The organism is Cupriavidus sp. 05N39 (assembly GCF_056397325.1).
In genome coordinates this window covers 40300-62737 of the sequence record NZ_JBFTNE010000031.1, presented here as the reverse complement: position 1 = coordinate 62737, position 22438 = coordinate 40300, and the positions used below count along the sequence as shown (strand labels likewise).

Sequence of the window (22438 nt, the reverse complement as noted above, 5' to 3'; positions counted from 1 at the left end):
ATGAACGATCACCTGCTGCCTGAGCGCACCCGATGAACATCTCCCCCTACAGCGGCCCACTGATCTGGGCGGTGGCAGCGGCCACCACTATGGGCGTCATCATGCGGCCCTTCCGGCTGCCCGAGGCCGTCTGGGCCGTCGCGGGCGCACTGTTGCTGTGCGTGACAGGCCTGCTTGCGGTGCCCGATGCGCTGGCCGCCGTGGCACGCGGCTACGATGTGTACCTGTTTCTCGGCGGCATGATGCTGGCGTCCGAACTGGCGCGCAAGACCGGGCTGTTCGACCACGTAGCGGCGGTGGCGGTGCGCCAGGCCGGGGGATCGGCGCGGCGGCTGTTCGTGCTGGTGTATGGTTTCGGCACGCTGGTCACCGTGTTCATGTCCAACGATGCCACCGCGGTGGTGCTGACGCCGGCTGTCCTCGCCGCCACCCGCGCCGCCAGGGTCAGGCATCCCCTGCCCTATCTCTACAGTTGCGCCTTCATTGCCAACGCAGCGAGCTTCGTGCTGCCGATCTCGAATCCCGCCAACCTCGTCATCTTCGGTGCGCACATGCCCACGCTGCCGGGCTGGCTGGCGCGCTTTGCCTTGCCGTCGGCCGTCGCCATCGCCGCGACCTTTGCCGCGCTTTACTGGACCCAGCGCCACGCCCTGAAGGAGCGCATCGCGACCGACGTGGCGGTGCCGCCCCTGACGATCGAGGCCAAACTGACCGCCGTCGGCATCGTGGCGATGGGACTTGTGCTGCTGGTGGCATCGTTGCTGGGCGCCGACCTGGGCTGGCCGACCTGCGTGGCCGGCGTGGCGACGCTGCTGCTGGTCTGCGCGCGCCGCCCCGGCCTGTGCCTGCCGGCGCTTCGCGAGATTTCCTGGGGCGTGCTGCCGCTGGTGGCGGGCCTGTTCGTACTGGTGGCCAGCCTGGAGCAGACCGGTCTGATCGGGAAACTCGCCCAGCTGGTGCAGGCGCTGTCGCAACAGTCTCCGGCGGCCAGCATATGGGTGACCGGGGGCACGGTGGCCCTGGTGTCCAACGTGGTCAACAACCTGCCGGCCGGGCTGTTCGCCTCGTCGGCACTGGCGGCCAGCCATGCCTCCGCGCAAGTCACTGACGCGGTGCTGATTGGCATCGACCTTGGCCCCAATCTGTCCGTCACCGGCTCGCTGGCGACCCTGCTATGGCTGACGGCGCTGCGGCGCGAGGGCCAGATGGTCGGCGCGGTGCAGTTCCTGCGTATCGGCGCGGTGGTGATGCCGCTGGCGCTGGTGCCGGCGCTGGCGGCATTGCTGCTCTGACCGCCCTGTCCCCGGCGCTCGCTCGAATGCGCACACTAACCAATGCCTCGCCTCAGGCCGGATCGGCCGTGGGCCACGGCGGCCGGCGTTTTCCTGGCCAGGCCGGGACGGCCGGGGTTGCGGGCTTACATGGCCAGGTAGATGACGATAACGAACACCCCGAGGCCTGCGAGGGTTAGCAAGAGGAAGGCAAGCATCGACGGCAACTGGTGTTGGCGTCTCCCAAGTATGGCGTGGCCGGCACAACACTGCCGTCGGGAGATCTCTGATTTGGCGGGTGTGCCGTCCTACAGATTTGTGACGAATAAGGTCCCGAAAAACATCGGCGACCCTTCATCGGCCACGTGACAGGATACTCGCCAGGGCGTCCATCGCCAGCGGCTTGGCCAGGTGGAAATCGAAGCCGGCCGCCGCGCCTCGCGCCTTGTCGGCTTCGGAGGCGTAGCCGCTCAGCGCCACCAGGCGGGTGCCCGCGAACGCGGGAAGCGCGCGCAGGCTTTGCGCCAGCTGGAAACCGTCGATACCCGGCAGGCCGATATCGATCAGCGCCACGTCGGGCGTAAAGCCGCCGGCGATATCCAGCGCGTCCTCGCCGCTGGCCGCCAGCCTGACTTCGTGGCCGTCGAGTTCGAGCAACATGCCCAGCGCGCGCAGGGCTTCGGTGTTGTCGTCAACCAGCAGGATACGCAGCGCCGGAAGGGTGCCGGGCTGCGCGGCGCCGGCCTCTACCGGACCGGCGCAGACCACGGGCAGCCGCGCCTGCACCAGGGTGCCGAGGCCCTTGCCATCGCTGTGCACCGTCACCGTGCCATTGTGCAGTTCAACCATGCGCCTGACGATGGCCAGCCCGACGCCGAGTCCGCCACCTTGGGCATCTGCTGCGTACTGGCTGAACATGTCCAGCACGTTTGGCAGGAAGTCCGGATCGATGCCGATGCCGTCATCCTTGACCGTGATCACCAGCGTATCGAAACAATCTTGGCCGGCAACGGCTACCGGCGCGTCGCCGGGGGGCGACGCTTCGGCCTGGACCGACAAGGCAATGGTACCGCCGCGCGGCGTGTACTTGATCGCATTGGACAGCAGGTTGGTGACCACCTGCGTGAGCCGCGCCGTATCGGCATAGACCGTCACCGGTGCCGCGGGCAGGTCCGTGGTCAGCGTATTGCCGTGCCATTCGATATCCGATGCCACCGACGACAAGGCATCGCCCACGATATCCTGCACATTGCCATGGGTGCGCACGATCGGCACCTTGCCTTGCTTGATACGGGACGCATCGAGCAGATCGTCGGTCAGCCGCTTGAGCTGGCGCATCTGGCGCTCGGCGATATCGAGCATGCCGGAGGCGCCCTGCTGCACTTGTGCGATCCGCCGCGCCACTTTGATCGCGCTGTCGATGGCGGCAATCGGATTGCGTAGTTCATGCCCCAGCATGGCGAGGAACTCGTCCTTGCGCGTGTCCGACAATTGCAGCGCTTCGCGCGCGGCCCTGGCCTGCGCCGCTTCCGCGATGGCGGCATCCTTGCTGCGCGACATGCTGAGCACCGCGCCGGCAAAACTGGCCAGGCTTTCGAGCAGGCGCGCATCTTCGTCGTCAAACACGCGCCCGTGCTCATGCGACATCACCCAGATGGTGCCCCAGAGTTCGCCATCGCCGGGAATCGGCACCACCAGTTCCTCGACCACCTCCGGCTCCAGTGCCGGCAAGCAGGCGAAATGGCGCTGCGGATAGGCAAGCAATTGCGGGCCGCCAAGTTCCAGCGCAATGCCGGACGGACTATCTTCGCAAGGCACGGCGTGCCCGACCAGCTTGTCGCACAGGCCGGCCGTGGCGGTCCAGTACAAGCTCCCCCTATCGTCGCCACCGTCTTCGGGCAGGCTGATGCCCGCGCTGCCCGCGCGGCAAAGCTTCAGCGCCGAATCCGCCAACGATTGCAGCAGAGCAAGGTCGGACGCCACCAGCGCCCGTGCCAGCCGGCGCAAGGCCACGCATTCGGCGCCATAGTCCGGAGAGCGGCCGGCCCGGTTGCCAAGCTCATCGGTTTTCAGGATGCCCGCGCTGCGTGCGCGCAACAGTGAAGCGGAAGGTGGAGCGGGTATCTCGGCCATGACATGTCGCTCTTGAAACGGAGAGTGGTTGCCGGAGTGAATGCGAGCTCGCCCGGCGTGCGAGGGTGTCGTTGCCTGCTGGGAATGGTAGTGGATTTCCGCGCGTGAACGTACGTGACGGATCGAATGCACCAGCCACTGGCCCGATGGAAAATGATTCAACTGCTATCGCGACATCACCGCGATAGCGCATCAGTGTAATCCCTGAACCCGGATGGGCCGGATGTCGCTTTTCCGCATGAAACCTAGGCCGCGGAACGTCCAGTACGCGAATCTACTTAAGAAGTATCCCTAGGCACCGTAAAGCCAGTCAGAACTTAAGATACGAAGAACAGCCCGAAGGGCAGGAGGGCATCATGCGCCCGCACTATGCAAACGAAAAAGACAGTAAGGAAGTACAGGATCTGCTCCAGGCTTGCGACTTGCCGGTTGATGGCGTAGCCGAGCAGATCGGCAATTTCCTGGTTGTGCGCGACAACGCGGGCCTGCTCGGCTGTGCCGGCGTGGAGAACTACGGGCAGGTGGCCGTGCTGCGCTCGGTGGCGGTCGCCGAACGCGCCCGTTCGGCCGGCCTTGGAGAATTGCTGGTGGCGGCGATGCTGGCCGAGGCACGCACGCGCGGCGTGCAGTCGGTGGTGCTGCAAACCACTACGGCGGCCGGTTATTTTGCTCGCCTGGGTTTCGAGCGCGTGGAACGCGCCTGCATGCCGCCTGAATTGCTGGACACGGCATTGTCCCGCGAAACCTGCCCGGCATCCGCCACGGTGATGCAGGCCGCGCTGTAGCTTTGCCGCCGCGCCGGGGCCTGCACCCCCGGCTCCCGCAAGATCGGTGCGCGGCGATTGTTCGTGTGTCCCGCTCCTGCGTATCCATCCCGCTGTTGCGTGCAATGCACCCAGGTTAGCCGGTGCTGGCGTAGGATATGGTTGTAGCGAAAAAGCGAATGGCAGGCCCCGGGTAACCCGGGACATGAGGAATCCTCCCTGCCGGGCCATGCCGGACCATTCGCCAATCCTGCAACGATCCCTCAACGACAGCCACGAACCGCACGATATGGAATCCGACCACCAAGCACCCCACCCGGACCTGGACCAGGCGGCGGGAAGTGTGTCGTCCCGCATACGATCGCGTTTGCAGGCCGCGCAGGAGCGCTTCCACGCCAACGACAATATCTCCGCCTACGTCGAACCCGGCGAGATGGACGAATTGCTCGATGAAGTGCAGTCGCGCATGGAGGCGGTGCTGCGCAGCCTGGYGATCGATATCGACCAGGACCACAACACCCGCGAGACCGCGCGCCGCGTGGCCAAGATGTACCTGAAGGAAATCTTCGCGGGCCGCTACGTCAACCCGCCCAACGTGACCGAATTCCCGAACGCCGAGCGGATCAACGAACTGATGATCGTGGGCCCTTTGCGCGTGCGCAGCGCCTGCTCGCATCACCTGTGCCCGATCATCGGCAAGCTGTGGGTGGGCGTGATGCCCAACCAGCATTCCAACCTGATCGGCTTGTCGAAGTACGCGCGCCTGGCCGAATGGATCATGTGCCGCCCGCAGATCCAGGAAGAAGCCGTGACCCAGGTGGCCGACCTCCTGCAGGAAAAGATGAGCCCGGACGGGCTGGCCATCGTCATGGAAGCCGAGCATTTCTGCATGCACTGGCGCGGCGTGCGCGATACCGATGCCAAGATGACCAACAGCGTGATGCGCGGCTCCTTCCTCAAGGACGACAGCCTGCGCCGCGAGTTCCTGACCTTGCTGAACCGGCAGCGCGACTAAGCCGCCGCGCCCCGCACGCAAACCCCGCCTATCCCGTGGAGACATCATGCTCGTACGCCTGCTCTATGCCAGCCGCGCATGCAAGCCGGCCGATCCCGGGCTGGTAGACGCCATCGTCGCTACCAGCATCGCGAACAACCCCAAGCACGGCGTCACCGGGGTGCTGTGCTACGGCAACGGTATCTTCATGCAGGCGCTGGAAGGCGGCCGCAACGAAGTCTCGCGCCTGTACCAGCAACTCGTCCGGGACGCGCGCCACGAAGACGTCGTGCTGCTGCATTACGAGGAAATACTCGAACGCGAATTCGCGGGCTGGGCGATGGGACTGGTCAATACCGGCAAGGTCAATATGGCCACCATCCTGAAGTACTCCGCCCACGGCGAACTCGATCCGTACCGCACCAGCGGCCTGGCATCGCAGGCGCTGCTCAAGGAGCTGATCGCGGGCGCGTCGATCGTGGGGCGCACCTCGGAGCGTCATCGCTTCTGAAGCGGCCCGCGCCGGGTTAAGCTGTCGGCCCCGCTGCATGGGTGGTCGGCCGCCCATGCTTTGCCCGATCGAATCCATCACCAGAATCCAGGAGAACTTGTGAGCGCAACCTTCAATCCCGGCGCCGCGGCGACGCTGCTGACCGACGCCTTGCGCAGCGGCGTGCAATTCCGCGACCTGCCCGCCGAGGCCAAGCCGGCCACGCTGGCCAGCGGGTATGACGTGCAGGACCAGTTCATGGCGGCCCTGGGCGATCCGCTAGTGGGATGGAAGCTGGGGGTCGGTAGCGCCAATGCCATGCGGCGTGCAAAGCTGGCGCGTCCGCTGGTGGGCCAGGTTGGCGCATCGCGCTGCTTCGCCGCGGGGGATACCGTACCCGTCCCGGCGGGCGCGGTGGTCACCATCGAATTCGAGATCGCGGTGCGGCTGGCGCGCGATGTGGCCCCCTTGCAGGCCGAGCTCGCGCCGGCCGACCTGGCCGGGCTCATCGAGAGCGCGCAGGTCGCCGTCGAAGTGGTCCTGTCCCGGTACGAAGACCGCGTCGCGGTTGGCATGCCCGCGTTTGCCGCCGATAACGTGGGCTTCCACGCACTGGTGCTGGGCGGGAAGATCGACCCCGCCAGCGTGGAAGACGTCCGCGATGGCGCCGAAGTAGCGCTCGACGGCGAGCGTTGCGCGCTGCCGCTGGCCGGCGATGATGCCATCTATCCGCTCGAAGCGCTGCAAGCCTTGCTGGCGCACGCCGCGGAGCGCGGCGTCACCCTGCGCAAGGGCACCGTGGTCACCACGGGCACCCTGACCCGCCCGTTCGACGTATCCGTCGCGGATGGCGCACGTACTGTCCGGGCCACCTATGACGGCGGGGAACTGACGCTGCAACTCGCACCGCGCGCCGTCTCCTGAGGCAGCTTCGGCCCGGTCCGGCATGGATCCTGGCCACCAGCGGGTGACGGCTAGAGAGAAGGAGCCCAGAATGCGAAGACGCACTGCCGTTCTGTCCATTGTGCTGCTGTGCGTACCGCAAGCCGGGCTCCATGCGGCCCGCAAGGAGAGCGCCATGTCCCTCACGCTGACATCCGAAGCCTTCCCGCACGGCGGCGGGATCCCCGCCATCCACACGTGTGAAGGTGCCGATACTTCGCCGCCGCTCGCCTGGACGGGTATCCCCCCTGGCGCCGTGAGCCTTGCCCTGATCGTGGATGACCCGGATGCGCCCGACCCGGCCGCGCCCCGGATGACCTGGGTGCACTGGGTGCTGTACAACATCCCGCCCGCCAGCGCCGGCCTTCCCGGCGGCATTGCGCCGGCCGGCTTGCCCGCGGACACCCGCGAAGGCGCGAACGACTGGCACCGCACGGGCTACGGTGGCCCCTGCCCGCCAATCGGGCGGCATCGCTACTTCTTCAAGCTATATGCGCTGGACGTGGTACTGCCCGATCTGGGCAAGGCCTCCAAGGCCACGCTTGAGAAAGCCATGCATGGCCACGTGCTGGCGCAGGCGGAACTGGTGGGGACGTACCAGAAGCACTCCTGACGCCGGCGAAGGGATGCCCGACGCATCATATTGCGATGCCGCGCCGGCGCGACTCGCCGCGCGCCCGGGCTTGGTATTTCCCGTCCATGGGCTAGAACTATCACAAGGGCCTGATTTTCAGGTCGCTTGTGAACGGGAGCCTCTCATGGAACTCCATTTGCATATGCAGTCGCACCATTTTGCGCGCCGCGCGCCGGACTGGCGTGCGGCCGCGATTGCCGGCCTGATCGCAGGTACCCTGTATGTCGTGCTGGAGTTGTTGACGGCGCGCTTCGTGCTGTACCAGGGGGCATGGGGCACGGTGAAGATGGTGGCGGCCATCATGCTCGGCCGGGAGGCGCTGGCATCGGCGGATGCGTTCAGCTGGACCATCGTGCTGGCTGCGGGCGCGGTTCACTTCGCCTTGTCGGTGGTGCTGGCCACGATCCTGGCCATGATCATTGCGTCGTTCCGCTTTGACTCCAGCATCGGCATGGCAACCATGGTCGGCGCGATGTTCGGACTGCTGGCCTACCTGGTGAACTTCTATGTCCTGGGCCGCTACTTCAACTGGTTCGACGAAGCGCGAGGGTGGGAAAGCGTGTTCGCGCACATCCTGTTCGGACTGATCGCGGCCGATGCCTATACCAACCTGGAACGGCGTGCGCCGGATTCTCCGGGGATGGCGGGGGGTGGCTGAGCGCGGCCCCGCGCCACTTGTCCGGCGGGGGCCTGGCTGTCAGAGGCAGCACTCCCCTGCCAGATAGGCCTTGCGCCAGCGGGTAATGCGCACCTCGGCAAAGAGCCCGGCCTGCGTGAACGGATCGGCATCGATGAATTGCTGCGCCGCATCGCGGGTGTCGACATCCACGATATAGAAACCGCCGCCCGCGTCGCTGCCGTCGTCGTTAAGCTTGGCCCCGCACGCCAGTAGCAACGCCCTTTGGGCGTCCAGGAAGGCCAGGTGCCCGGCTCGGGCTGCCTGTCGGACTTGCTGGTGCTGCGGCTTGTCCCAGGTTTCGATGAGGAATGGCATGGCGTGGTTGTCCTTGAAGAGGCGTTTGGGTTGGGCGGGATAGCCAGAAGCGCCGCCGGCGTCATGCCGGCAAGGCCCGGAGGAGAGTTTCGCCGATTTTCGCGCAAGCCGCGCAAGCCACCGGGGAACCATCGGCGGCCATCGCCAGCGCGCTCCCGTGAAGCTTGAGAAACCCGCAATCCGGGCTTGACAAAACGCCTGGATTTTGCGCCTCGCCTCCCCTGGCCTCGCAGTGTTATCCACACTTTATGTGGATAACACTGTCGACAAGCTCCGCAAATGGCTCTGGCACGCGGACCCTATCGGACTGCCCACAAAACGGGCAGCTACGCAGCCCCGACCGGGCCGGGCCATTAGCTGGCGCGGATCACCTCGGAAAAATCTCGCAGTCAATGGGGGAATGGGGGCGAGGCCGGCGGACAAGGGCTCCAGGGGTAGCGCAGCGAAGGCATGGCAACAACGGCGCCGCACCGGGCACCGAAAGGTGTCCCACGGGGCGTCGCCGCACCGAAGTGAGTGCGGGCTACGGTTCAGCCAGCCAGCTTTGCCGCCGCGTCGCGCAGCGCGGTGCGCAGGCCCTCCTCCACCACCGGGTGGTAGTACGGCATGGCCAGCATCTGCTCGATAGTGAGCGATTGCTGATAAGCCCAGGCCAGCAAATGCGCGATGTTCTCGGCGCGCGGGCCGGTCCATTCCGCGCCAAGGAAGCGCCCGCTTTGCTTGTCGGCATAGACGTGCATCAGGCCGCGGTTCTTCAGCATCACGCGGCTGCGCCCCTGGTCTTCAAAGCTCACCTCGCCCACCACGAAGCTGTCCCGCGCCAGGTCGGCATATCGCTGGCCCACCATGGCGATCTGCGGATCGCTGAACACCACGCCGATCGGCGCGCGGCGCGCCAGCGGACGCACCGCGGGATAAGCTGCCGCATTCTCGCCGGCGGCCTTGCCCTCGTCGGCTGCTTCGTGCAGCAGCGGCAGGATGTCGTTGGCGTCGCCGGCGATAAAGATCGGCGCCGTRCCGCATTGCAGGGTGGCCGGATCGAATACCGGCACGCCGCGCGCATCCAGTTCCAGCCCGGTATGCTCCAGGCCCAGGCCACGCACATTAGGCTGGCGGCCGGTGGCGGCAAGCACGTAGTCGAAGCGTTCGGTCACCGTGTTCCCCGCGAGATCCGTGAAGGAGATCACGGCTTCGTCGCCCTCGCGCCGCATCTCGCCGAGCTTCGCGTCCGGGTCAAGGTAGAACTCCTCGCGGAAGGTGGCAACGGCGTTGGCCTTGATGGCCGGGTCGGTCAGCGGCCCCACGCCGCCGCGCAGGCCGAACACGCGCACCTGCACGCCCAGGCGGGACAGCGCCTGGCCAAGTTCGAGCCCGATCACGCCGGGCCCGAACACGGCCACGCGGCGCGGCAGGTCGTCCCAGGCGAACACATCGTCGTTGACCACCAGCCGATCGCCAAACACCTTGAAGGGCGGCGGAATCATGGGGCTGGAGCCGGTGGCGATCACTACGCGGCTGGCGCGCACCGTGGTGTGCTCGCCGACCTGCAGCACCGTGTTGTCGATAAAGCGGGCATAGCCGCTCACCTTGTCCTCGGCGGGAATGCCGTCCACGCCCCGCACCACGAAACCGACAAAGCGGTCGCGCTCGCGCCTGACCCTGGCCATGACTTCGCGCCCGTCGATGCGGATTTCGCCATCCACATGCACGCCGAAGGGCGCCGTGTGACGCAGTTCGTGGGCGGCCTCGGCCGCGGCGATCAGCAGCTTGGAAGGCATGCAACCCACGCGGGCGCAGGTGGTGCCATAAGGGCCGCCTTCGATGATGACGGCGCGCTTGCCGGCCGCCCTGGCGGCGCGATAGGCGGCCAGGCCGGCGGTGCCGGCGCCGATCACGGCGACGTCGGTCTGAATGGTTTGAGCGGTCTGCTGCTTCTGCGTGGTCTGCATGGTCTGCGTGGTCTGCATGGCGGTCATGTCGAGTTTCCTGGTGAAGTCGGCTTCAATCAGCGGACCGGATGGCACCGCGCGGCACTGCCATCCGGTCCGCCGACTGGGACGCGGCTGCCGGCCATGCCGGCGCCGCGCCTTGCGGCGGTGAAGCGGTTATTGCGTCTGGACAGGCTTAGCGCACAAGGTAGGTCTCAAGCGCTTCGGCCCCGCCAATCAGCTTGCCGTTGATGAAGATCTGCGGCGCGGTCATGTTGCCGGACACCGCGCCCAGCACCTTGCCGCGGATCTTGTTCTCCAGCGGCACGTCGATGTAGTCGAAACCGTTGTCCGACAGCATCTGCTTGGCCTTGGCGCAGAAGGAGCAGCCAACCTTGGAGAACACGACTACCTGGTCAGGCTTCCTGGCATTCGGGGCGATGTAGTTCAGCATGGTGTCCGCGTCCGATACCTTGAACGGGTCGCCCGGCTCTTCCGGCTCGATGAACATCTTGTCGACCACGCCATCCTTGACCAGCATCGAATAGCGCCAGCTGCGCTTGCCGAAGCCCAGGTCGGTCTTGTCGACCAGCATGCCCATGCCTTCGGTGAATTCGCCGTTGCCGTCGGGAATCATCACGATGTTTTCCGATTCCTGGTCCTTGGCCCATTCGTTCATCACGAAGGTGTCATTGACCGAGACGCACAGGATCGCGTCCACGCCATGCTTGGCAAACACCGGCGCCAGTTCGTTGTAGCGCGGCAGGTGGGTGGACGAGCAGGTCGGGGTGAATGCGCCGGGCAGCGAGAACAGCGCGACGGTCTTGCCTTCGAACAGGTCGGCCGTGGTCACGGTCTTCCATTCATTGTTCTCGCGGACGCGGAACGTGACATTGGGAACGCGTTGACCTTCACGGGATTGCAGCATGGATGAGCTCCTGGATGACTGGGGGTGGATGGCCGCGTGTTGCAGCGAAGACCCGATTTTCCGCGCCGCAGCGTGATTTGTACAATTCATCATTACAAACACAATCATTGTCTTTTGCTATCGAACATGGATAACTTCGCCCTAAGAGACTCCACACATGCCTTTAAATGAGATTTAAACATCACTTATGTACGCTAATCCTGCCCATGGCAGCCGGGAACAAAGACGCTGCGGTCGAGGCTGGCGCGGATTCGGAAATTCCCACAGGTCTCTTCAGACATTTCCGAACGTTGCCCGCCATCACGACGCTTACATTCGGGCAAGGCATCCCGCATGCGCGTCCGTTGTGGCGCGTGCCGTCTCCCAAGGCAGCGAACGCTCGCGTGGGCGGACCGGCAGGCGGCGGCACGCCCCCCTTCCGTGAGAACTCCCATATGTGCATCTGCACCTCCCCGAACCCGGCGGACCGCTCGGCTACCCGGATCCGGCGCGTGTGCGCCCGCTGGTGGCACCGCCAAGTGTTTGTACTATTGCTGTCGCTTTGCCACGGCTTGCCGGCCCTGCCGGCCGAGCCGCCCCGCGCGCCGCAACCGAGCCCCCAGCTGCGGCTGGCTTCGTCCTATGCGCCCGGTACGGGCGCCCCCACCGGTCGGGCCGGTGCAGGGCGTGGCGACGATGCGGAGCTGGCCGAATGGCGCCGCAAGCACAAGGTCCTGCGGGTAGCCGTGGTGGGCAACTACCTGCCGCCTTTCGACCTCGTCGACCTGAAAGGGGACTACCGCGGGATCTCCGCGGATTACCTCGCCGTGCTGGTCGCGCGCCTTGGCATACCGGCGCAAATCCTTCGCTATCCCTCGCACGAACTGGCGCGCAGCCAGCTGGCCAACGGCGCCGTCGACCTGATCACCACCTCGCTGGACGACCCCGGCGCCGGCCTGCGTACCGCGCCCTACCATGACCATCGCCTGATCGAGGTGGTGTCTCGCAGGGACAAGGCGCGTAACCAGGCCAACCGCACCATTGGCTACCTGGCGGGCGAAGTCTCGCCCGCCGCGCTTCACCGGGCCTACCCGGGCGCGCAGTTGCAACCCTTCGAGAACCTGCTGGGCGCGCTCGACCAGCTCTCCCGCGATGCCGACTTCGTGGTGGTCACCAACGCTACCGCCGCAGGCTATCTTGTCGAGCAATACCGGTACGAGGAACTCACCGCGCGCAACTTCGCGCCACTGGCGCAGGCGGGCGTCACGTTCGCCGTGGCGGATCCCTCCCTGGGCCGGATCGTCGACCGGACGCTGGCGGCCATGCCCGCCTCGCTCAAGCGCGAGATCGAAACCGCCTGGATCGCCAGCTCGCTCGAGTTCGATATCACCGACAAGCTCAATCTCTCCGGCGCCGAACGCGCCTGGATCGCCGGCCACCCGGAGGTGCGCTACCTGGTGTCGCGCGACTTCGTCCCGTTCCAGTTTGTCGAAGCCAGGGGGCGCCTCGGCGGACTCACCGAACAGGTGCTGCAACTGATCGCGCAACGCACCGGGCTACGCTTCTTGCCTTACTGGCCAGCCAGCGGCGCGGACATTGCCACCGCCGTCGAGAATGGCACCCTGGACATCGTGCCGATCCTGCCGGTGAACCAGCATCAGGCCAGCTCCGCCCGTCTCTCGGTTAGCGCGCCCTACTTCTCCGGCAACTGGGTCGTCGTCACGCGCGCCGGTGACGACAGCATCAAGAGCCTGCCCGACCTCGCCAACAAGATCATTGCGGGGCCGCCGTTCAATGGCATCCAAGACCTCGTACACACCCGCTATGCGGTGAGCCAGCGCGAGACCGACTCCTACGAGGAGGCATTCCGCTTGGTCGCCACCGGCCGTGCCGATGCCACCATCGCCAACGCCTTCATGGCCGGCCACATGCTCAGGCAGACCTACGCTGGCCGCCTCAAGGTCGCAGCCGCGACTGGCGGGGTTCCGCTGGAAGTCGGTCTGGGCGTCAGCAACCGGCATCCTGAATTGCTCGGCATCATCAACAAGGCCATCCTGAGCATTCCCCCCCACGAGCTCGGCGCCATGCGCGCGCACTGGACGGAAGTCAGGCCTTCGCCCCTTGCCTGGCGCCAGTTCCTGCCGTGGCTGATGGGGGCCGCGGCTGYCCTGCTGCTGGTCAGCCTGCTCTTTCTGGCGTGGGTGACCTCGCTGCGGCGCCAGGTGACGCAACGCACCGCGGCCGAACACGCCTTGCAGGACCAGGTGGCATTCCAGACCGCGGTGCTCGACGGGATTCCGCAGCCGATCTACCTGCGCGACAGCCAGTTGCGCATGATCACCTGCAATACCGCTTACGAAGCGGTACTTGGCACGACGCGGCGCGCGCTGGCCGGCACGGAGCTGGCGTTCGCCACCGCCGCCATCAGTCCCGACATCCGCCACGACGAGCTGATGGACGTCTACCGGGACGTACTGCAGACCGGCCTGCCGTCCAGTGCCGACCGCCGCCTGACCATTGGCAACGAGCAACGCAGCGTCATCAGCTGGGTCGTGCCGCTGCGCCGCGCCAATGGCGGCACGGCCGGCATCGTCGGTGGCTGGATCGATGTGACGGAGCGCCAGCAGATGCTGGCCGAACTGGCCGCGGCCAAGAACCGCGCCGAAGCGGCCAACCGCGCCAAGTCCACCTTCCTCGCCTCGATCAGCCACGAGATACGCACCCCCATGAACGCCATCCTGGGGATGCTGGAGCTGGTGCTGGCGCGCCAGCATGCCTCGCACGCGGATCGGGAGCAGTTGGGCGCCGCGCACGGCGCGGCCACGTCGCTGCTGTCGCTGCTGGATGACATCCTGGACCTCTCCAAGATGGAAGCCGGCAAGTTCACGCTGCAGCCGCGCGCCGCCAGCCTGCGCCAGGCCCTGCACGAGCTCGCCCGGATGTTCGGGCCGGTAGCCTCGCAGAAAGGCCTGGCCCTGAGCATCAGCGTTGGCGATACGGTGGCGCAAGCGCACAAGGTGGATATCCTGCGCATCAAGCAGGTCATCAGCAACTTTGTCTCCAACAGCATCCGCTTTACCGAGCAGGGCAGCGTGGATATCCGGCTCGACGGATCCACTGTGCGAGACGCCTGGCAAGCGCTCCACATCGTCATCCAGGACACCGGCATCGGCATTCCCCCCGGAGCAATCGGCAAACTGTTCCGCCCCTTCTCCCAGGTGGAATCGCCCGAGCGCGCGAATACCGGCGGCACCGGCCTGGGCCTCTCGATCGCGCAAAACCTGGTGCGAAGGATGGGAGGCGAGATCTCGCTTGAGAGCGAGCCCGGCCTCGGCACGAAGGTGGTGGTGCGCCTGAACCTCGAAGTTTCGGCATCCCCGCCCCAGGAAAGCGCTTCGATTGCCGGCACGCCCGACATCTCCGTGTTCCCCGCCGGCATGCGCGTGCTGATCGTGGATGACCATGCGCCTAACCGGCTGTTGCTGGAGCGTCAGTTGGAGCGGCTAGGCATTGCGGTAGATACGGCGGAAAACGGCGCCCTTGCCCTGGAAGCCCTGTTGCGCCACCCGCCAGACCTGATCATCTGCGACTGCATGATGCCGGTGATGGACGGCTTCAGCCTGGCCCGTGCAATTCGCGCGCGCAAGGACTCCCTGGGCAAGATACCGATCATCGGGTGCACAGCCAGTGCCCAGAGCGAAGATCATCAGCATGCGCTGGCGGCGGGAATGAGCGAGGTACTGGTCAAGCCAATGGGGCTGGTCGCACTGGAACGCGCCCTGCGCCGCCATCTGCGCGCAAGCCATGGTGCCGGGCAAGGCGATGCCACACCGGCCTGATTGCGCGCCGGAAGCGCACCTTGAAGTTGAAGTTGGGGTTGAAGTTGGGGTTGAAGTTGGGGTTGAAGTTGACGTCGAAGTTGACTCCAACCCCTACACCCAAACCCTCACGCCGCCCGGGGCGGCGGCCGCATTGCCAGCAGCGAAGCCTCAAGATGCTCCACCGTCGCGGCGAGAATCGGCAACAACGCCCGCGCCGCGGCCAGATCACCGAACTGCGCAACGGCTTCCAGCCGTCCGCATAGTGTCACCAGCGCCGCGCACTCCAGAATCCGGGCCGAGCCTTTGATCCGATGAGCACCACTGTCGAACCGCTGCCACGCGCCGTCCGTCAGCGCGGCGTGCATCATGGCGAGATCGATGCGGTTGGTGTCGACCAGGCTGTCCACCAGATCCCTGACGATATCCGCGTCGCCGCCGGCCAGGGTATCGAGCAAGGCGCCGACGGCCGCGCATTCGTCCGGCGACACCGCGACAAACCCGTGTTCAGCCAGCGCGCGCGCCAGTGAACTGGCATTGACCGGCGCGGTGAGCGTGGCATCGAAGRCCGCGCCGTGGGCCGCATGGGTTACGCGCTTGCCGGCATCGGCCGGCACCACCGCAAACAGCAGGCTATCCGGCGACAGGCCGAAGTCACTGCGAGCCGGTTCGCCCTCATGGTCATGCGCAAGCCAGACAAGCGCCAGCCGGATACGCTCGGTTTGCGCGGGACCGGCATCCGGCTCGGCCGCATCCCTGTGCTCGACGGAAAACCCCAGGCCCGCGAGCACGGTCGCGAGTCCGCTGATTTGCAACGCTTGCACGCCACTCTCGGTAGTGCTGAGTAATAGCGCGCGGATCATGAAATTACCTTCGGGAACATTTGCATTTTGTTGAGCCACTGTCAGCAAGTGGCCACAAGCTGGCGTCATTGCGCCGGTGTGAGGCGATATCGCCGGGCGAAATCGACCAGGTCCACCAGCGAGCTGACCTGCAGCTTGCCCATGATGCGGGTCTTGTGGCTGCTCACCGTCTTGTTGCTGATAAATAGCAGTTCGCCTATTGCTTTATTGGAAAAGCCCCTGGCCAGCAACTGCAGGATGACGATTTCCTTGTCCGACAGCCGAGCGAGCCGCTCTTCGTCCGCCAGCTGTGCAACCTTCGGCAGTTCGCGCTCGTAGCGCATCTCCGGAAACACCGTATAGCCGGCCATCACCGCTTCGACGCAGCGCACGATTTCCTTCATGTCCTGCATCTTGCTGACGAAGCCCTGGGCACCAGCGTGCCTCACCCGAGGAGCGAACGTGGCCTGGTCTTGTCCGGAAATCACCAGGATACGGATCGGCGGGTAGATCAGCTTCAGGCGTGGAATCACGTCAAGGCCGCTGATCCGGGGAATATCCAGGTCCAGGACGGCGAGATCCGGCTGGAACTGCCTGGCGGCTTCGATTGCAGCCTGGCCATTGTCCGCTTCCAGAATATGGCTGACCCCCAGCACTTGCGACAACTGGGCCTTGATCACCAGGCGGAGTGCCGGGTGATCGTCGACGACCAAGATAGTTGCCACTCGCATTCTCCCCAAAAAAAGCCAACAAGGAACTCACCTGCGCCGGGACACACCGATAATCAAAAGGTGGAGCGCGGATTATGTGGCGAATTTACGCTACAGCCGGCCAGAAATTTCCGAGCAAGTTATCGGAAATTTCCTAAAGAAGGGCTCCCGCAACCTCGAATCGCGCCTTCACAGCCAGGGCTCAGGCTGGACGTTCACTGATAAAAATGAATCGTGAATTGCGTTTAAGGAGAGAAAATCCTGCGCTGGACGCAGGCAGACCGCGATGCCAAAAAGGATCTCGCCGACTACTTCCGCGCTGAGTCCATCGTCGAAGTATGTTCTGCTTTCCTTGGTCACTCCCCCTCTTCTCCACGAGCACCCCGGAGCCCGGTCCCGCTTTTGCGTGGTCGGCACGAAACCCGGGTCTTGCCCGGACCGCCGAATGCTCCGAATCAAGCTGCTGAAAATTCCGCAAAAGACACAATATCCCCACTATCCCCTTGACCGTCGCCCGAGGCCGACCGCCACGGCATATTCCGCAGCGGCACGCCTGAAAGCGACCAATGACATGGATCACTGACATGGCGGGACGCAAAATGCGGAAATTTCGCAAACCAGCACCGTGCCGTCGGCGATACAGTCTGCAGTCACAAAACAGTACTTTCGCCGGCGCCCCGCGCCGCCATTGACCACCGTCAGCCGCACTGCCATTGGCGTAACGCGGCCTGGGCGGGAGAACACGGAAGCAAGCCATGAGCGATATCACCCCAATTTGCGCAACCGGGGCGCCGGAGCCACCCGCGCAGCTGGAACGGCTCGCGCGGCGCAAGCCATCCCGTCCGACGTACTCATGGATATGAGCCCATGCTGGCCGACGTCTCGCTCTCCAAATCCCGCATCGTCATCGCCGACGATCATCCCGTCATGCTGGTGGGCCTGCGCGGCTTGCTCGCGCAGTTTGAAAGCGTCGAAATCGCCGGCATTGCCCGGAACTCCACCGAGATCCTCGCGTTGCTCAGCCGGCAGCCCTGCGAGATCCTGCTGACCGACTATGCGATGCCAGGCGGCGCCCATGGCGATGGCCTGCACATGATCGAGTTCGTGCGCCGCCGCTACCCGGAACTGGCGATCCTGGTATTCACCATGCTGCACAACCCCGAGCAGATCAGCGAGCTGGTCGGCTTCGACCACTTGTCCGTGGTCAGCAAGCTCGACGACGCATCCCATATCCCGAAGGCGCTGGCACACCTGCTCGCCGGCGTGCGCTACCTGTCGCCGGCGATACAGCGGCTGCTGGACAGCATCGGCCCGCCCGCTGACCTGCGAGCCCGGTTCGGGCCGCTCAGCCCGCGCGAGGTCGAGGTGATCCGGCTTTACCTGTCCGGCATGTCCGTCAGCCAGATCGCGGTCAGCCTCGGGCGCAGCATCAAGACCATCAGTACGCAAAAAATGTCGGCCATGCGCCGGCTCGGGCTACGTGGCGACCTGGAACTCTATAACTACGCCGCTTCCATCGGCCTGCTCGGGCAGCACCACGCGCGCCGCCTGAACGCCACAACCCGGGAATAACGGCGCGCAATGATGCAGGCGAGCGCCCTGCCCCGCCGATACCCCGCCTCCAAACGCGCGCGAACGCCTCGAAGCCCTGCCCGGTGGCGAACGCGACGCCCGGGCTAGTTCGCCGGGACGCGAAGCGCCGCGCCACCGTCGGCACCGTCGGCACCGTCGGCACCGCGGTTCCGGTCCAACCGGTCCTTCGGCTCCGCCGACGCGGCCGCCGCCGCATGCATCTCGAACCCCGGCTCGGGAGACGGCACCGTGATGGTGCTCAGCAAGGACAGCGGACACCACCAAAGCGCTTTCAACGGATTCACTGGACTTTCCCCTGAGTGCCGGTGACCATGGTCGGGCACGATACACCGCTTAACGGCAGGAAGTGGCGATCCGTTGAACTTGTCACAAACTATTCTTCAAGCCAAGCGCCGGTTGTGCCGCGCGGAAAGCGCGGAAAAAAAGGAGGGACATCAAATGAACCGTCTTCGATACTCGGTCGACCTGTCCTACGAAGTCCTGGATGCCGAGGCGGACTTCCTCTTCAACATCGAAGCCGCCCGTACCGCCCGCCAGACGGTCGTTTCCGAGCGCCTGACGCTACCGCCCGTGCTGCGCATGGATCACTACAACGACCCGATGCTATGCAACCGGCTGATCCGGCTGCGCGCGCCGAAGGGACATCTGGCCATTCACTATGAAGCCGTGGTCGATATCGACCATCGCCTCGACGAGCCATCGACCTTGTCGGAGGTCCCGGTCGCGCTACTGCCGTTCGAGGTGCTGCCTTACCTGGCGCCGAGCCGATACTGCGAATCCGACCGGCTGATGGAATTTGCCCTGCGGGAGTTCGGCGCCATTCCGTGGGGATACACCCGTATCGTCGCGATCCGGGAATGGGTGCGCAACCACGTGCGTTTCCTGTCAAAGTCCACCAACGAGCGCACCTCGGCCGTGGATACGATTGTCGAACGCACCGGTGTGTGCCGGGACTTTGCGCACCTGATGATTGCGATCTGCCGGGCCCTGAGCATTCCCGCGCGCATTTCCAGCAGCCTGGACTACGGCGCCGATCCCGCTCTCGGGCCGCCGGATTTCCATGCCTTTGTCGAAGTCTTCCTGTCGGGAAGATGGTACCTGGCCGATCCCTCCGGCACGTCCATTCCCACCGGCCTGCTGCGCATCGGCACGGGCCGGGACGCGGGAGAGATTCCTTTCGCGGCGATTTTCGGCAAGGTGGAATCCGAGCGGCCCTTCGTGCAGGTCCATGCGGTGACCGATGCGGCGCTCGGACTGGAGATGCCGCTTTTCACGGACTGGGGCATCTGTACCTGGTAGGACGGTTCTCCCCGGCCACGCCGCTTGCCGGGCCTGTCAGCGGAAATAGGCCTTGGTATATTCGTGCACATCGTCGCGGGCAAGCAGCTCGGCCGGCGCCATCCAGCAGTACGCGCTGTGCTGATCGGGCTGCCCTGGCGGCTTCCCGTCCGGCTCGCCACCCGGCAGGGTCCAGGCATAGGCAAGCACCACATAGTGCGTGGTAACGCCGGGTTCGCCGGCAAAGTTGTCCGCATAGTGATGTTCGAACACGCCGCGCGGGACTGCATCGCCACGCCTGGCCCCGGCGACGCCCAGTTCGTCCGCCACGATGCGGCGGAAGGCGGCGTCCAGGCCTTCGTCCTTGCGGATGCGCCCGCCCGGCACGAACCACACACCTTGCGCCGGCCGGTTACGGCGCCGGCCAAGCAGCACACGGCCGTGCGCATCGGTGACGAGCAGGTCGATCGAGACCAGCGGTGCATGGCGCACCACGAAGAAAAAATCCTTTCCGACGAGCATTGGGATCGGCTCCGAAATCGACAGGCAACATGCTGTTCCGCCGCGGAACAAGCCCGAAAGCTGTCGGCGCGACGCTGCCGGTGCAGAAAGACGCCTCGCCCACCGGGGGATAGGCGAGGCGCAAAGCGCGAACAGGTGGGTCAGACCTGCCCGCGACGTATGGAGCCTACCCGCGGCCGTGCGAATAGAACGTGGGCTAGCGCACCAGGCATTGCTGCGGCGATGTCACTGAGGATGGCAATGGCCTTGCCCGCACGGCCGGCAAGCTGGCTATCGGGGGCGGCGGCGCAAGCCGGCGGGCGCGGGCTCGTTGCCACGAAGCAACGCCAGACCCGCGTGCGCACGGCTTTGTGGCCGCTCCGGATGCATGGCCTGCGCAACGCTTATGGAAAAATCATAGGCAAAACAGACCCGGAGATGCGCCGCCACCGAACTAAAAATTTGCGTGCCGCTGCCGTTATTCCCTGAGCGGCGGGCTGCGCCACGCCGCATGTTGGCGCTGCCCGCGCCCGACAGCGCCATGGCGCCCACAGAAGTCCGAGTATCCCTATGCAAGACAATCTGCCACAGCTCGCCGCGCTATGCTGCACCTTTGCCGCCGTGCTCTGTACAGCACTCGCGATCCGGCGTGCCCGGAAACAGACCCGCGTCGATCACCGCATCTGCGACCTGGAACGGCTACTCCGCGAGCGCCTGCCAAAGCGGGACGACGCAGCGGCCGACACGCGCATCTTTGGCTAACGCCATGCATCTGCCGCGCTGCCCCGGAGGGGGCAAGGCACAAGCGAACGAGGACGAACCCGAGAACAGAGAGGAAAAATGGGGGCTATTCTCTATACGTTGTATCAACAAGAATACGTATGATCCGTCGCGTGACAAGTCGCAGTGCATAAGTTAATAGATCTGACAACTGGACCATGAGCGGTATTGCCGCCTGGAACGACTTGTTTGCCGATCTTCGCAGCGTGATCCAGCATGCCTACACAGGCCAGAGAGCCAACGGGGCAGGATCTACGAGGTGTGGATGTCGCGGGGTGTAAAAGGCCATTCTTCGGAATGGCTTTTTTTATTGCGCCAGGCGTCAGGCCGGCAGCCCTCGATGTCGGTAAAGCCGTGGAAAGGCGCCCGGCGCGCAGATTCGTCTCTTTGGACGACGCACGGGCGCACCGCGCTCGCGACACTGCTGCAGGTTCCCTGCCGGATCGCCGCAGGGAGGAACCCTGATCCTGGCTAAGGAAGCGTCGTGACCTACACAGCTTTTGACCTGACCGGAAAGGTTGCCCTCGTCACGGGCGGCAATAGTGGAATCGGACTCGGCATGGCCGATGCCATGGCGGCGGCCGGTGCCGATATCTCGATCTGGGGCACCAACGCCCGGAAAAATGCCGACGCGGCCGCGCGCCTGGCCGCGCACGGCCGCAGGGTGCACACGGCAGTTTGCGATGTGGGCGACGAGGCCGCGGTGCAAGCCGCCTTCGCCGAAACGGTCGCGACCCTGGGCCGCGTAGACGGCTGCTTTGCCAACGCGGGAATCGGCGCGCGCGGCGCCCGCTTCGAGACGCTCGGCACGGAAGACTGGCATCGCGTGCTGCGGGTCAACCTCGACGGGGCCTTCTTTACACTGCGCGCCGCCGCGCGGCACATGCTGGAACAAGGCGACGGCGGCGTGCTGGTTGGCACCGCGTCGGTGGCGGCCATCGAAGGGGCCGCGCGCAACCAGCACTATGCCGCCACCAAGGGCGGGTTGATATCGATGATGCGTGCGCTGGCCGTGGAGTACGCGCGCCACGGCATCCGCGCGCATTCCATCCTGCCGGGCTGGATCGCCACCGACATGACCGCCAGGGGGCAGGCGGATCCGGCGTTCCAGGAAATGGTAGGCAAGCGCGTGCCGATGCGCCGCTGGGGGGAGCCGGCCGACTTCGGCGGGATCGCCATCTATCTGATGAGCGCGGCATCCCGCTATCACACGGGCGATACGCTGGTCATCGATGGTGGCTATACCTTGTTCTGAGGGAAGAAGAGGTATCGGGGGACGCCGCTGCCGCACCCCCGATACGCATGGCGGCTAGAACCTTCCCGCGGCCTTCAGGATGCCAACCAGCCCTTCCGGCCATACGGTCTCGGTGGTCGAGGCCAACTCCGCCTGCGACCACCACTTGTGGTCCGCGATCACGCTCCTTTCATTGTCGGTCCAGTCGTCACGCGACAGCGCCTCGCCATTTGCCGCCACGACAAAATACCGCTCGACCGCCAGGACATGTTCTCCGTCAGGCAATTGCAGCGAGACCTCACGCGTGCTCACCGGCGCATCGACCGCGTCGACCCGGATCCCCGTCTCTTCGCGCAGTTCGCGAATCGCCGCCGCTTCGAAAGTCTCGCCGGCTTCCAGGCCTCCTCCGGGCGTAGCCCAATAGTCCTGGCCAGCCAGCGCCCCCTGCCGGTGGGTGAAACGAAACAGCAGCAGTCTTCGCGCCGGGCTGAGGACGAGAAGTCTTGCGGCAGGACGATGGCGCATTGCAGGCATCCGGTAACAGGTTCCGGCGGATTCTATGCGATTTTGCCAATCCGCCCCCATCCAGACGGCACGCCCGCTTCCTGCCGATACCTGCCAAGCC

22 protein-coding genes are annotated in these 22438 nt (G+C 65.4%); 12 read left to right on the top strand and 10 right to left on the bottom strand.

The genetic code is table 11. The annotated features are described in order from the left end of the window. Positions 1 to 32 precede the first annotated feature (32 nt). Entirely contained in the window at positions 33 to 1292 is a 1260-nt protein-coding gene (locus AC1DN0_RS16890; protein WP_441625289.1) for an arsenic transporter, read from the top strand. 333 nt (positions 1293 to 1625) lie between these two features. Here AC1DN0_RS16890 and AC1DN0_RS16885 read toward each other — a convergent pair whose 3' ends face one another. After that, a complete protein-coding gene (locus AC1DN0_RS16885) occupies positions 1626 to 3404 on the bottom strand; it encodes a hybrid sensor histidine kinase/response regulator (RefSeq protein WP_441625287.1) in 1779 nt (592 codons plus the stop codon). Positions 3405 to 3760: 356 nt separating this feature from the next. On the opposite strand from AC1DN0_RS16885, the gene arsN2 reads away from it, so the two are divergent. The 6 genes from arsN2 to AC1DN0_RS16855 all read left to right on the top strand — a co-directional run bounded on the left by arsN2 (position 3761) and on the right by AC1DN0_RS16855 (position 7886). Further along, entirely contained in the window at positions 3761 to 4189 is a 429-nt protein-coding gene (arsN2, locus tag AC1DN0_RS16880) for an arsenic resistance N-acetyltransferase ArsN2 (protein WP_045235845.1), read from the top strand. A gap of 268 nt (positions 4190 to 4457) precedes the next feature. Further along, a complete protein-coding gene (gene folE / locus AC1DN0_RS16875; RefSeq protein WP_477145857.1) occupies positions 4458 to 5183 on the top strand; it encodes a GTP cyclohydrolase I in 726 nt (241 codons plus the stop codon). 46 nt (positions 5184 to 5229) lie between these two features. Beyond that, a complete protein-coding gene (locus tag AC1DN0_RS16870; protein WP_441625282.1) occupies positions 5230 to 5673 on the top strand; it encodes a BLUF domain-containing protein in 444 nt (147 codons plus the stop codon). A 99-nt stretch (positions 5674 to 5772) separates the two neighbouring features. After that, positions 5773 to 6576, top strand: coding sequence for a fumarylacetoacetate hydrolase family protein (locus tag AC1DN0_RS16865; RefSeq protein WP_441625280.1), 804 nt, complete (start codon positions 5773 to 5775; stop codon positions 6574 to 6576). Positions 6577 to 6730: 154 nt separating this feature from the next. Beyond that, complete coding sequence (locus tag AC1DN0_RS16860) at positions 6731 to 7207, top strand: YbhB/YbcL family Raf kinase inhibitor-like protein (RefSeq protein ID WP_441625314.1); 477 nt, start codon at positions 6731 to 6733, stop codon at positions 7205 to 7207. A gap of 145 nt (positions 7208 to 7352) precedes the next feature. Then, on the top strand, positions 7353 to 7886 hold the full coding sequence (locus AC1DN0_RS16855) for a hypothetical protein (RefSeq protein ID WP_441625278.1): 534 nt from the start codon (positions 7353 to 7355) through the stop codon (positions 7884 to 7886). Positions 7887 to 7925: 39 nt separating this feature from the next. Here AC1DN0_RS16855 and AC1DN0_RS16850 read toward each other — a convergent pair whose 3' ends face one another. The 3 genes from AC1DN0_RS16850 to AC1DN0_RS16840 all read right to left on the bottom strand — a co-directional run bounded on the left by AC1DN0_RS16850 (position 7926) and on the right by AC1DN0_RS16840 (position 11078). After that, positions 7926 to 8222, bottom strand: a complete 297-nt coding sequence (locus AC1DN0_RS16850) for a YciI family protein (RefSeq protein WP_441625276.1) — start codon at positions 8220 to 8222, stop codon at positions 7926 to 7928. A 530-nt stretch (positions 8223 to 8752) separates the two neighbouring features. Then, positions 8753 to 10198 carry a dihydrolipoyl dehydrogenase gene (locus AC1DN0_RS16845; RefSeq protein WP_441625274.1) on the bottom strand — a complete coding sequence of 482 codons (1446 nt, stop codon included), beginning with the start codon at positions 10196 to 10198 and terminating at the stop codon, positions 8753 to 8755. 148 nt (positions 10199 to 10346) lie between these two features. Next, complete coding sequence (locus AC1DN0_RS16840) at positions 10347 to 11078, bottom strand: glutathione peroxidase (protein WP_035870843.1); 732 nt, start codon at positions 11076 to 11078, stop codon at positions 10347 to 10349. Positions 11079 to 11596: 518 nt separating this feature from the next. On the opposite strand from AC1DN0_RS16840, the gene AC1DN0_RS16835 reads away from it, so the two are divergent. Then, entirely contained in the window at positions 11597 to 14896 is a 3300-nt protein-coding gene (locus AC1DN0_RS16835) for an ATP-binding protein (RefSeq protein ID WP_477145856.1), read from the top strand. Positions 14897 to 15003: 107 nt separating this feature from the next. On the opposite strand, the gene AC1DN0_RS16830 is transcribed toward AC1DN0_RS16835, so the two are convergent. The 3 genes from AC1DN0_RS16830 to AC1DN0_RS16820 all read right to left on the bottom strand — a co-directional run bounded on the left by AC1DN0_RS16830 (position 15004) and on the right by AC1DN0_RS16820 (position 16787). Next, the gene (locus AC1DN0_RS16830) at positions 15004 to 15738 is read right to left on the bottom strand and encodes an Hpt domain-containing protein (RefSeq protein WP_477145855.1); all 735 of its coding nucleotides are present in this window, start codon (positions 15736 to 15738) and stop codon (positions 15004 to 15006) included. Between the two features lie 65 nt (positions 15739 to 15803). Continuing rightward, positions 15804 to 16442 (bottom strand): response regulator, encoded by a 639-nt coding sequence (locus AC1DN0_RS16825; RefSeq protein WP_441625268.1) that lies wholly within the window; start codon positions 16440 to 16442, stop codon positions 15804 to 15806. 174 nt (positions 16443 to 16616) lie between these two features. Continuing rightward, the gene (locus AC1DN0_RS16820) at positions 16617 to 16787 is read right to left on the bottom strand and encodes a hypothetical protein (RefSeq protein ID WP_441625266.1); all 171 of its coding nucleotides are present in this window, start codon (positions 16785 to 16787) and stop codon (positions 16617 to 16619) included. Between the two features lie 507 nt (positions 16788 to 17294). Here AC1DN0_RS16820 and AC1DN0_RS16815 point away from each other — a divergent pair. After that, the gene (locus AC1DN0_RS16815; protein ID WP_441625264.1) at positions 17295 to 17999 is read left to right on the top strand and encodes a response regulator; all 705 of its coding nucleotides are present in this window, start codon (positions 17295 to 17297) and stop codon (positions 17997 to 17999) included. Positions 18000 to 18103: 104 nt separating this feature from the next. Here AC1DN0_RS16815 and AC1DN0_RS16810 read toward each other — a convergent pair whose 3' ends face one another. Then, entirely contained in the window at positions 18104 to 18304 is a 201-nt protein-coding gene (locus AC1DN0_RS16810) for a hypothetical protein (RefSeq protein WP_441625262.1), read from the bottom strand. 154 nt (positions 18305 to 18458) lie between these two features. Here AC1DN0_RS16810 and AC1DN0_RS16805 point away from each other — a divergent pair, with 154 nt between their 5' ends. Next, the gene (locus AC1DN0_RS16805; protein ID WP_441625260.1) at positions 18459 to 19319 is read left to right on the top strand and encodes a transglutaminase-like domain-containing protein; all 861 of its coding nucleotides are present in this window, start codon (positions 18459 to 18461) and stop codon (positions 19317 to 19319) included. 36 nt (positions 19320 to 19355) lie between these two features. Here the strand turns inward: AC1DN0_RS16805 and AC1DN0_RS16800 are convergent, their stop codons facing one another. Continuing rightward, complete coding sequence (locus tag AC1DN0_RS16800) at positions 19356 to 19820, bottom strand: GDP-mannose mannosyl hydrolase (RefSeq protein WP_441625258.1); 465 nt, start codon at positions 19818 to 19820, stop codon at positions 19356 to 19358. Positions 19821 to 20369: 549 nt separating this feature from the next. Between AC1DN0_RS16800 and AC1DN0_RS16795 the strand changes: the two genes are divergently transcribed. Both AC1DN0_RS16795 and AC1DN0_RS16790 read left to right on the top strand, forming a co-directional pair. Further along, positions 20370 to 20561 carry a hypothetical protein gene (locus AC1DN0_RS16795; RefSeq protein ID WP_441625256.1) on the top strand — a complete coding sequence of 64 codons (192 nt, stop codon included), beginning with the start codon at positions 20370 to 20372 and terminating at the stop codon, positions 20559 to 20561. A 502-nt stretch (positions 20562 to 21063) separates the two neighbouring features. Then, positions 21064 to 21834: an SDR family NAD(P)-dependent oxidoreductase gene (locus AC1DN0_RS16790; protein WP_441625254.1), complete on the top strand. Its 771-nt coding sequence runs from the start codon at positions 21064 to 21066 to the stop codon at positions 21832 to 21834. A gap of 54 nt (positions 21835 to 21888) precedes the next feature. On the opposite strand, the gene AC1DN0_RS16785 is transcribed toward AC1DN0_RS16790, so the two are convergent. Next, a complete protein-coding gene (locus tag AC1DN0_RS16785) occupies positions 21889 to 22338 on the bottom strand; it encodes an NUDIX hydrolase (RefSeq protein ID WP_441625252.1) in 450 nt (149 codons plus the stop codon). Between the last annotated feature and the right edge of the window lie 100 nt (positions 22339 to 22438).

What these genes read in the sequence shown, in the direction of transcription:
- AC1DN0_RS16870 (WP_441625282.1), top strand. Translation starts at nt 5,230, where the DNA reads ATGCTCGTACGCCTGCTCTATGCCAGCCGCGCATGCAAGCCGGCCGAT.
- AC1DN0_RS16855 (WP_441625278.1), top strand. Translation starts at nt 7,353, where the DNA reads ATGGAACTCCATTTGCATATGCAGTCGCACCATTTTGCGCGCCGCGCG.
- AC1DN0_RS16815 (WP_441625264.1), top strand. Translation starts at nt 17,295, where the DNA reads ATGCTGGCCGACGTCTCGCTCTCCAAATCCCGCATCGTCATCGCCGAC.
- arsN2 (WP_045235845.1), top strand. Translation starts at nt 3,761, where the DNA reads ATGCGCCCGCACTATGCAAACGAAAAAGACAGTAAGGAAGTACAGGAT.
- AC1DN0_RS16840 (WP_035870843.1), bottom strand. Translation starts at nt 11,078, where the DNA reads ATGCTGCAATCCCGTGAAGGTCAACGCGTTCCCAATGTCACGTTCCGC.
- AC1DN0_RS16860 (WP_441625314.1), top strand. Translation starts at nt 6,731, where the DNA reads ATGTCCCTCACGCTGACATCCGAAGCCTTCCCGCACGGCGGCGGGATC.
- AC1DN0_RS16890 (WP_441625289.1), top strand. Translation starts at nt 33, where the DNA reads ATGAACATCTCCCCCTACAGCGGCCCACTGATCTGGGCGGTGGCAGCG.
- AC1DN0_RS16885 (WP_441625287.1), bottom strand. Translation starts at nt 3,404, where the DNA reads ATGGCCGAGATACCCGCTCCACCTTCCGCTTCACTGTTGCGCGCACGC.
- AC1DN0_RS16850 (WP_441625276.1), bottom strand. Translation starts at nt 8,222, where the DNA reads ATGCCATTCCTCATCGAAACCTGGGACAAGCCGCAGCACCAGCAAGTC.
- AC1DN0_RS16805 (WP_441625260.1), top strand. Translation starts at nt 18,459, where the DNA reads ATGAACCGTCTTCGATACTCGGTCGACCTGTCCTACGAAGTCCTGGAT.
- AC1DN0_RS16785 (WP_441625252.1), bottom strand. Translation starts at nt 22,338, where the DNA reads ATGCGCCATCGTCCTGCCGCAAGACTTCTCGTCCTCAGCCCGGCGCGA.
- AC1DN0_RS16795 (WP_441625256.1), top strand. Translation starts at nt 20,370, where the DNA reads ATGCAAGACAATCTGCCACAGCTCGCCGCGCTATGCTGCACCTTTGCC.
- AC1DN0_RS16800 (WP_441625258.1), bottom strand. Translation starts at nt 19,820, where the DNA reads ATGCTCGTCGGAAAGGATTTTTTCTTCGTGGTGCGCCATGCACCGCTG.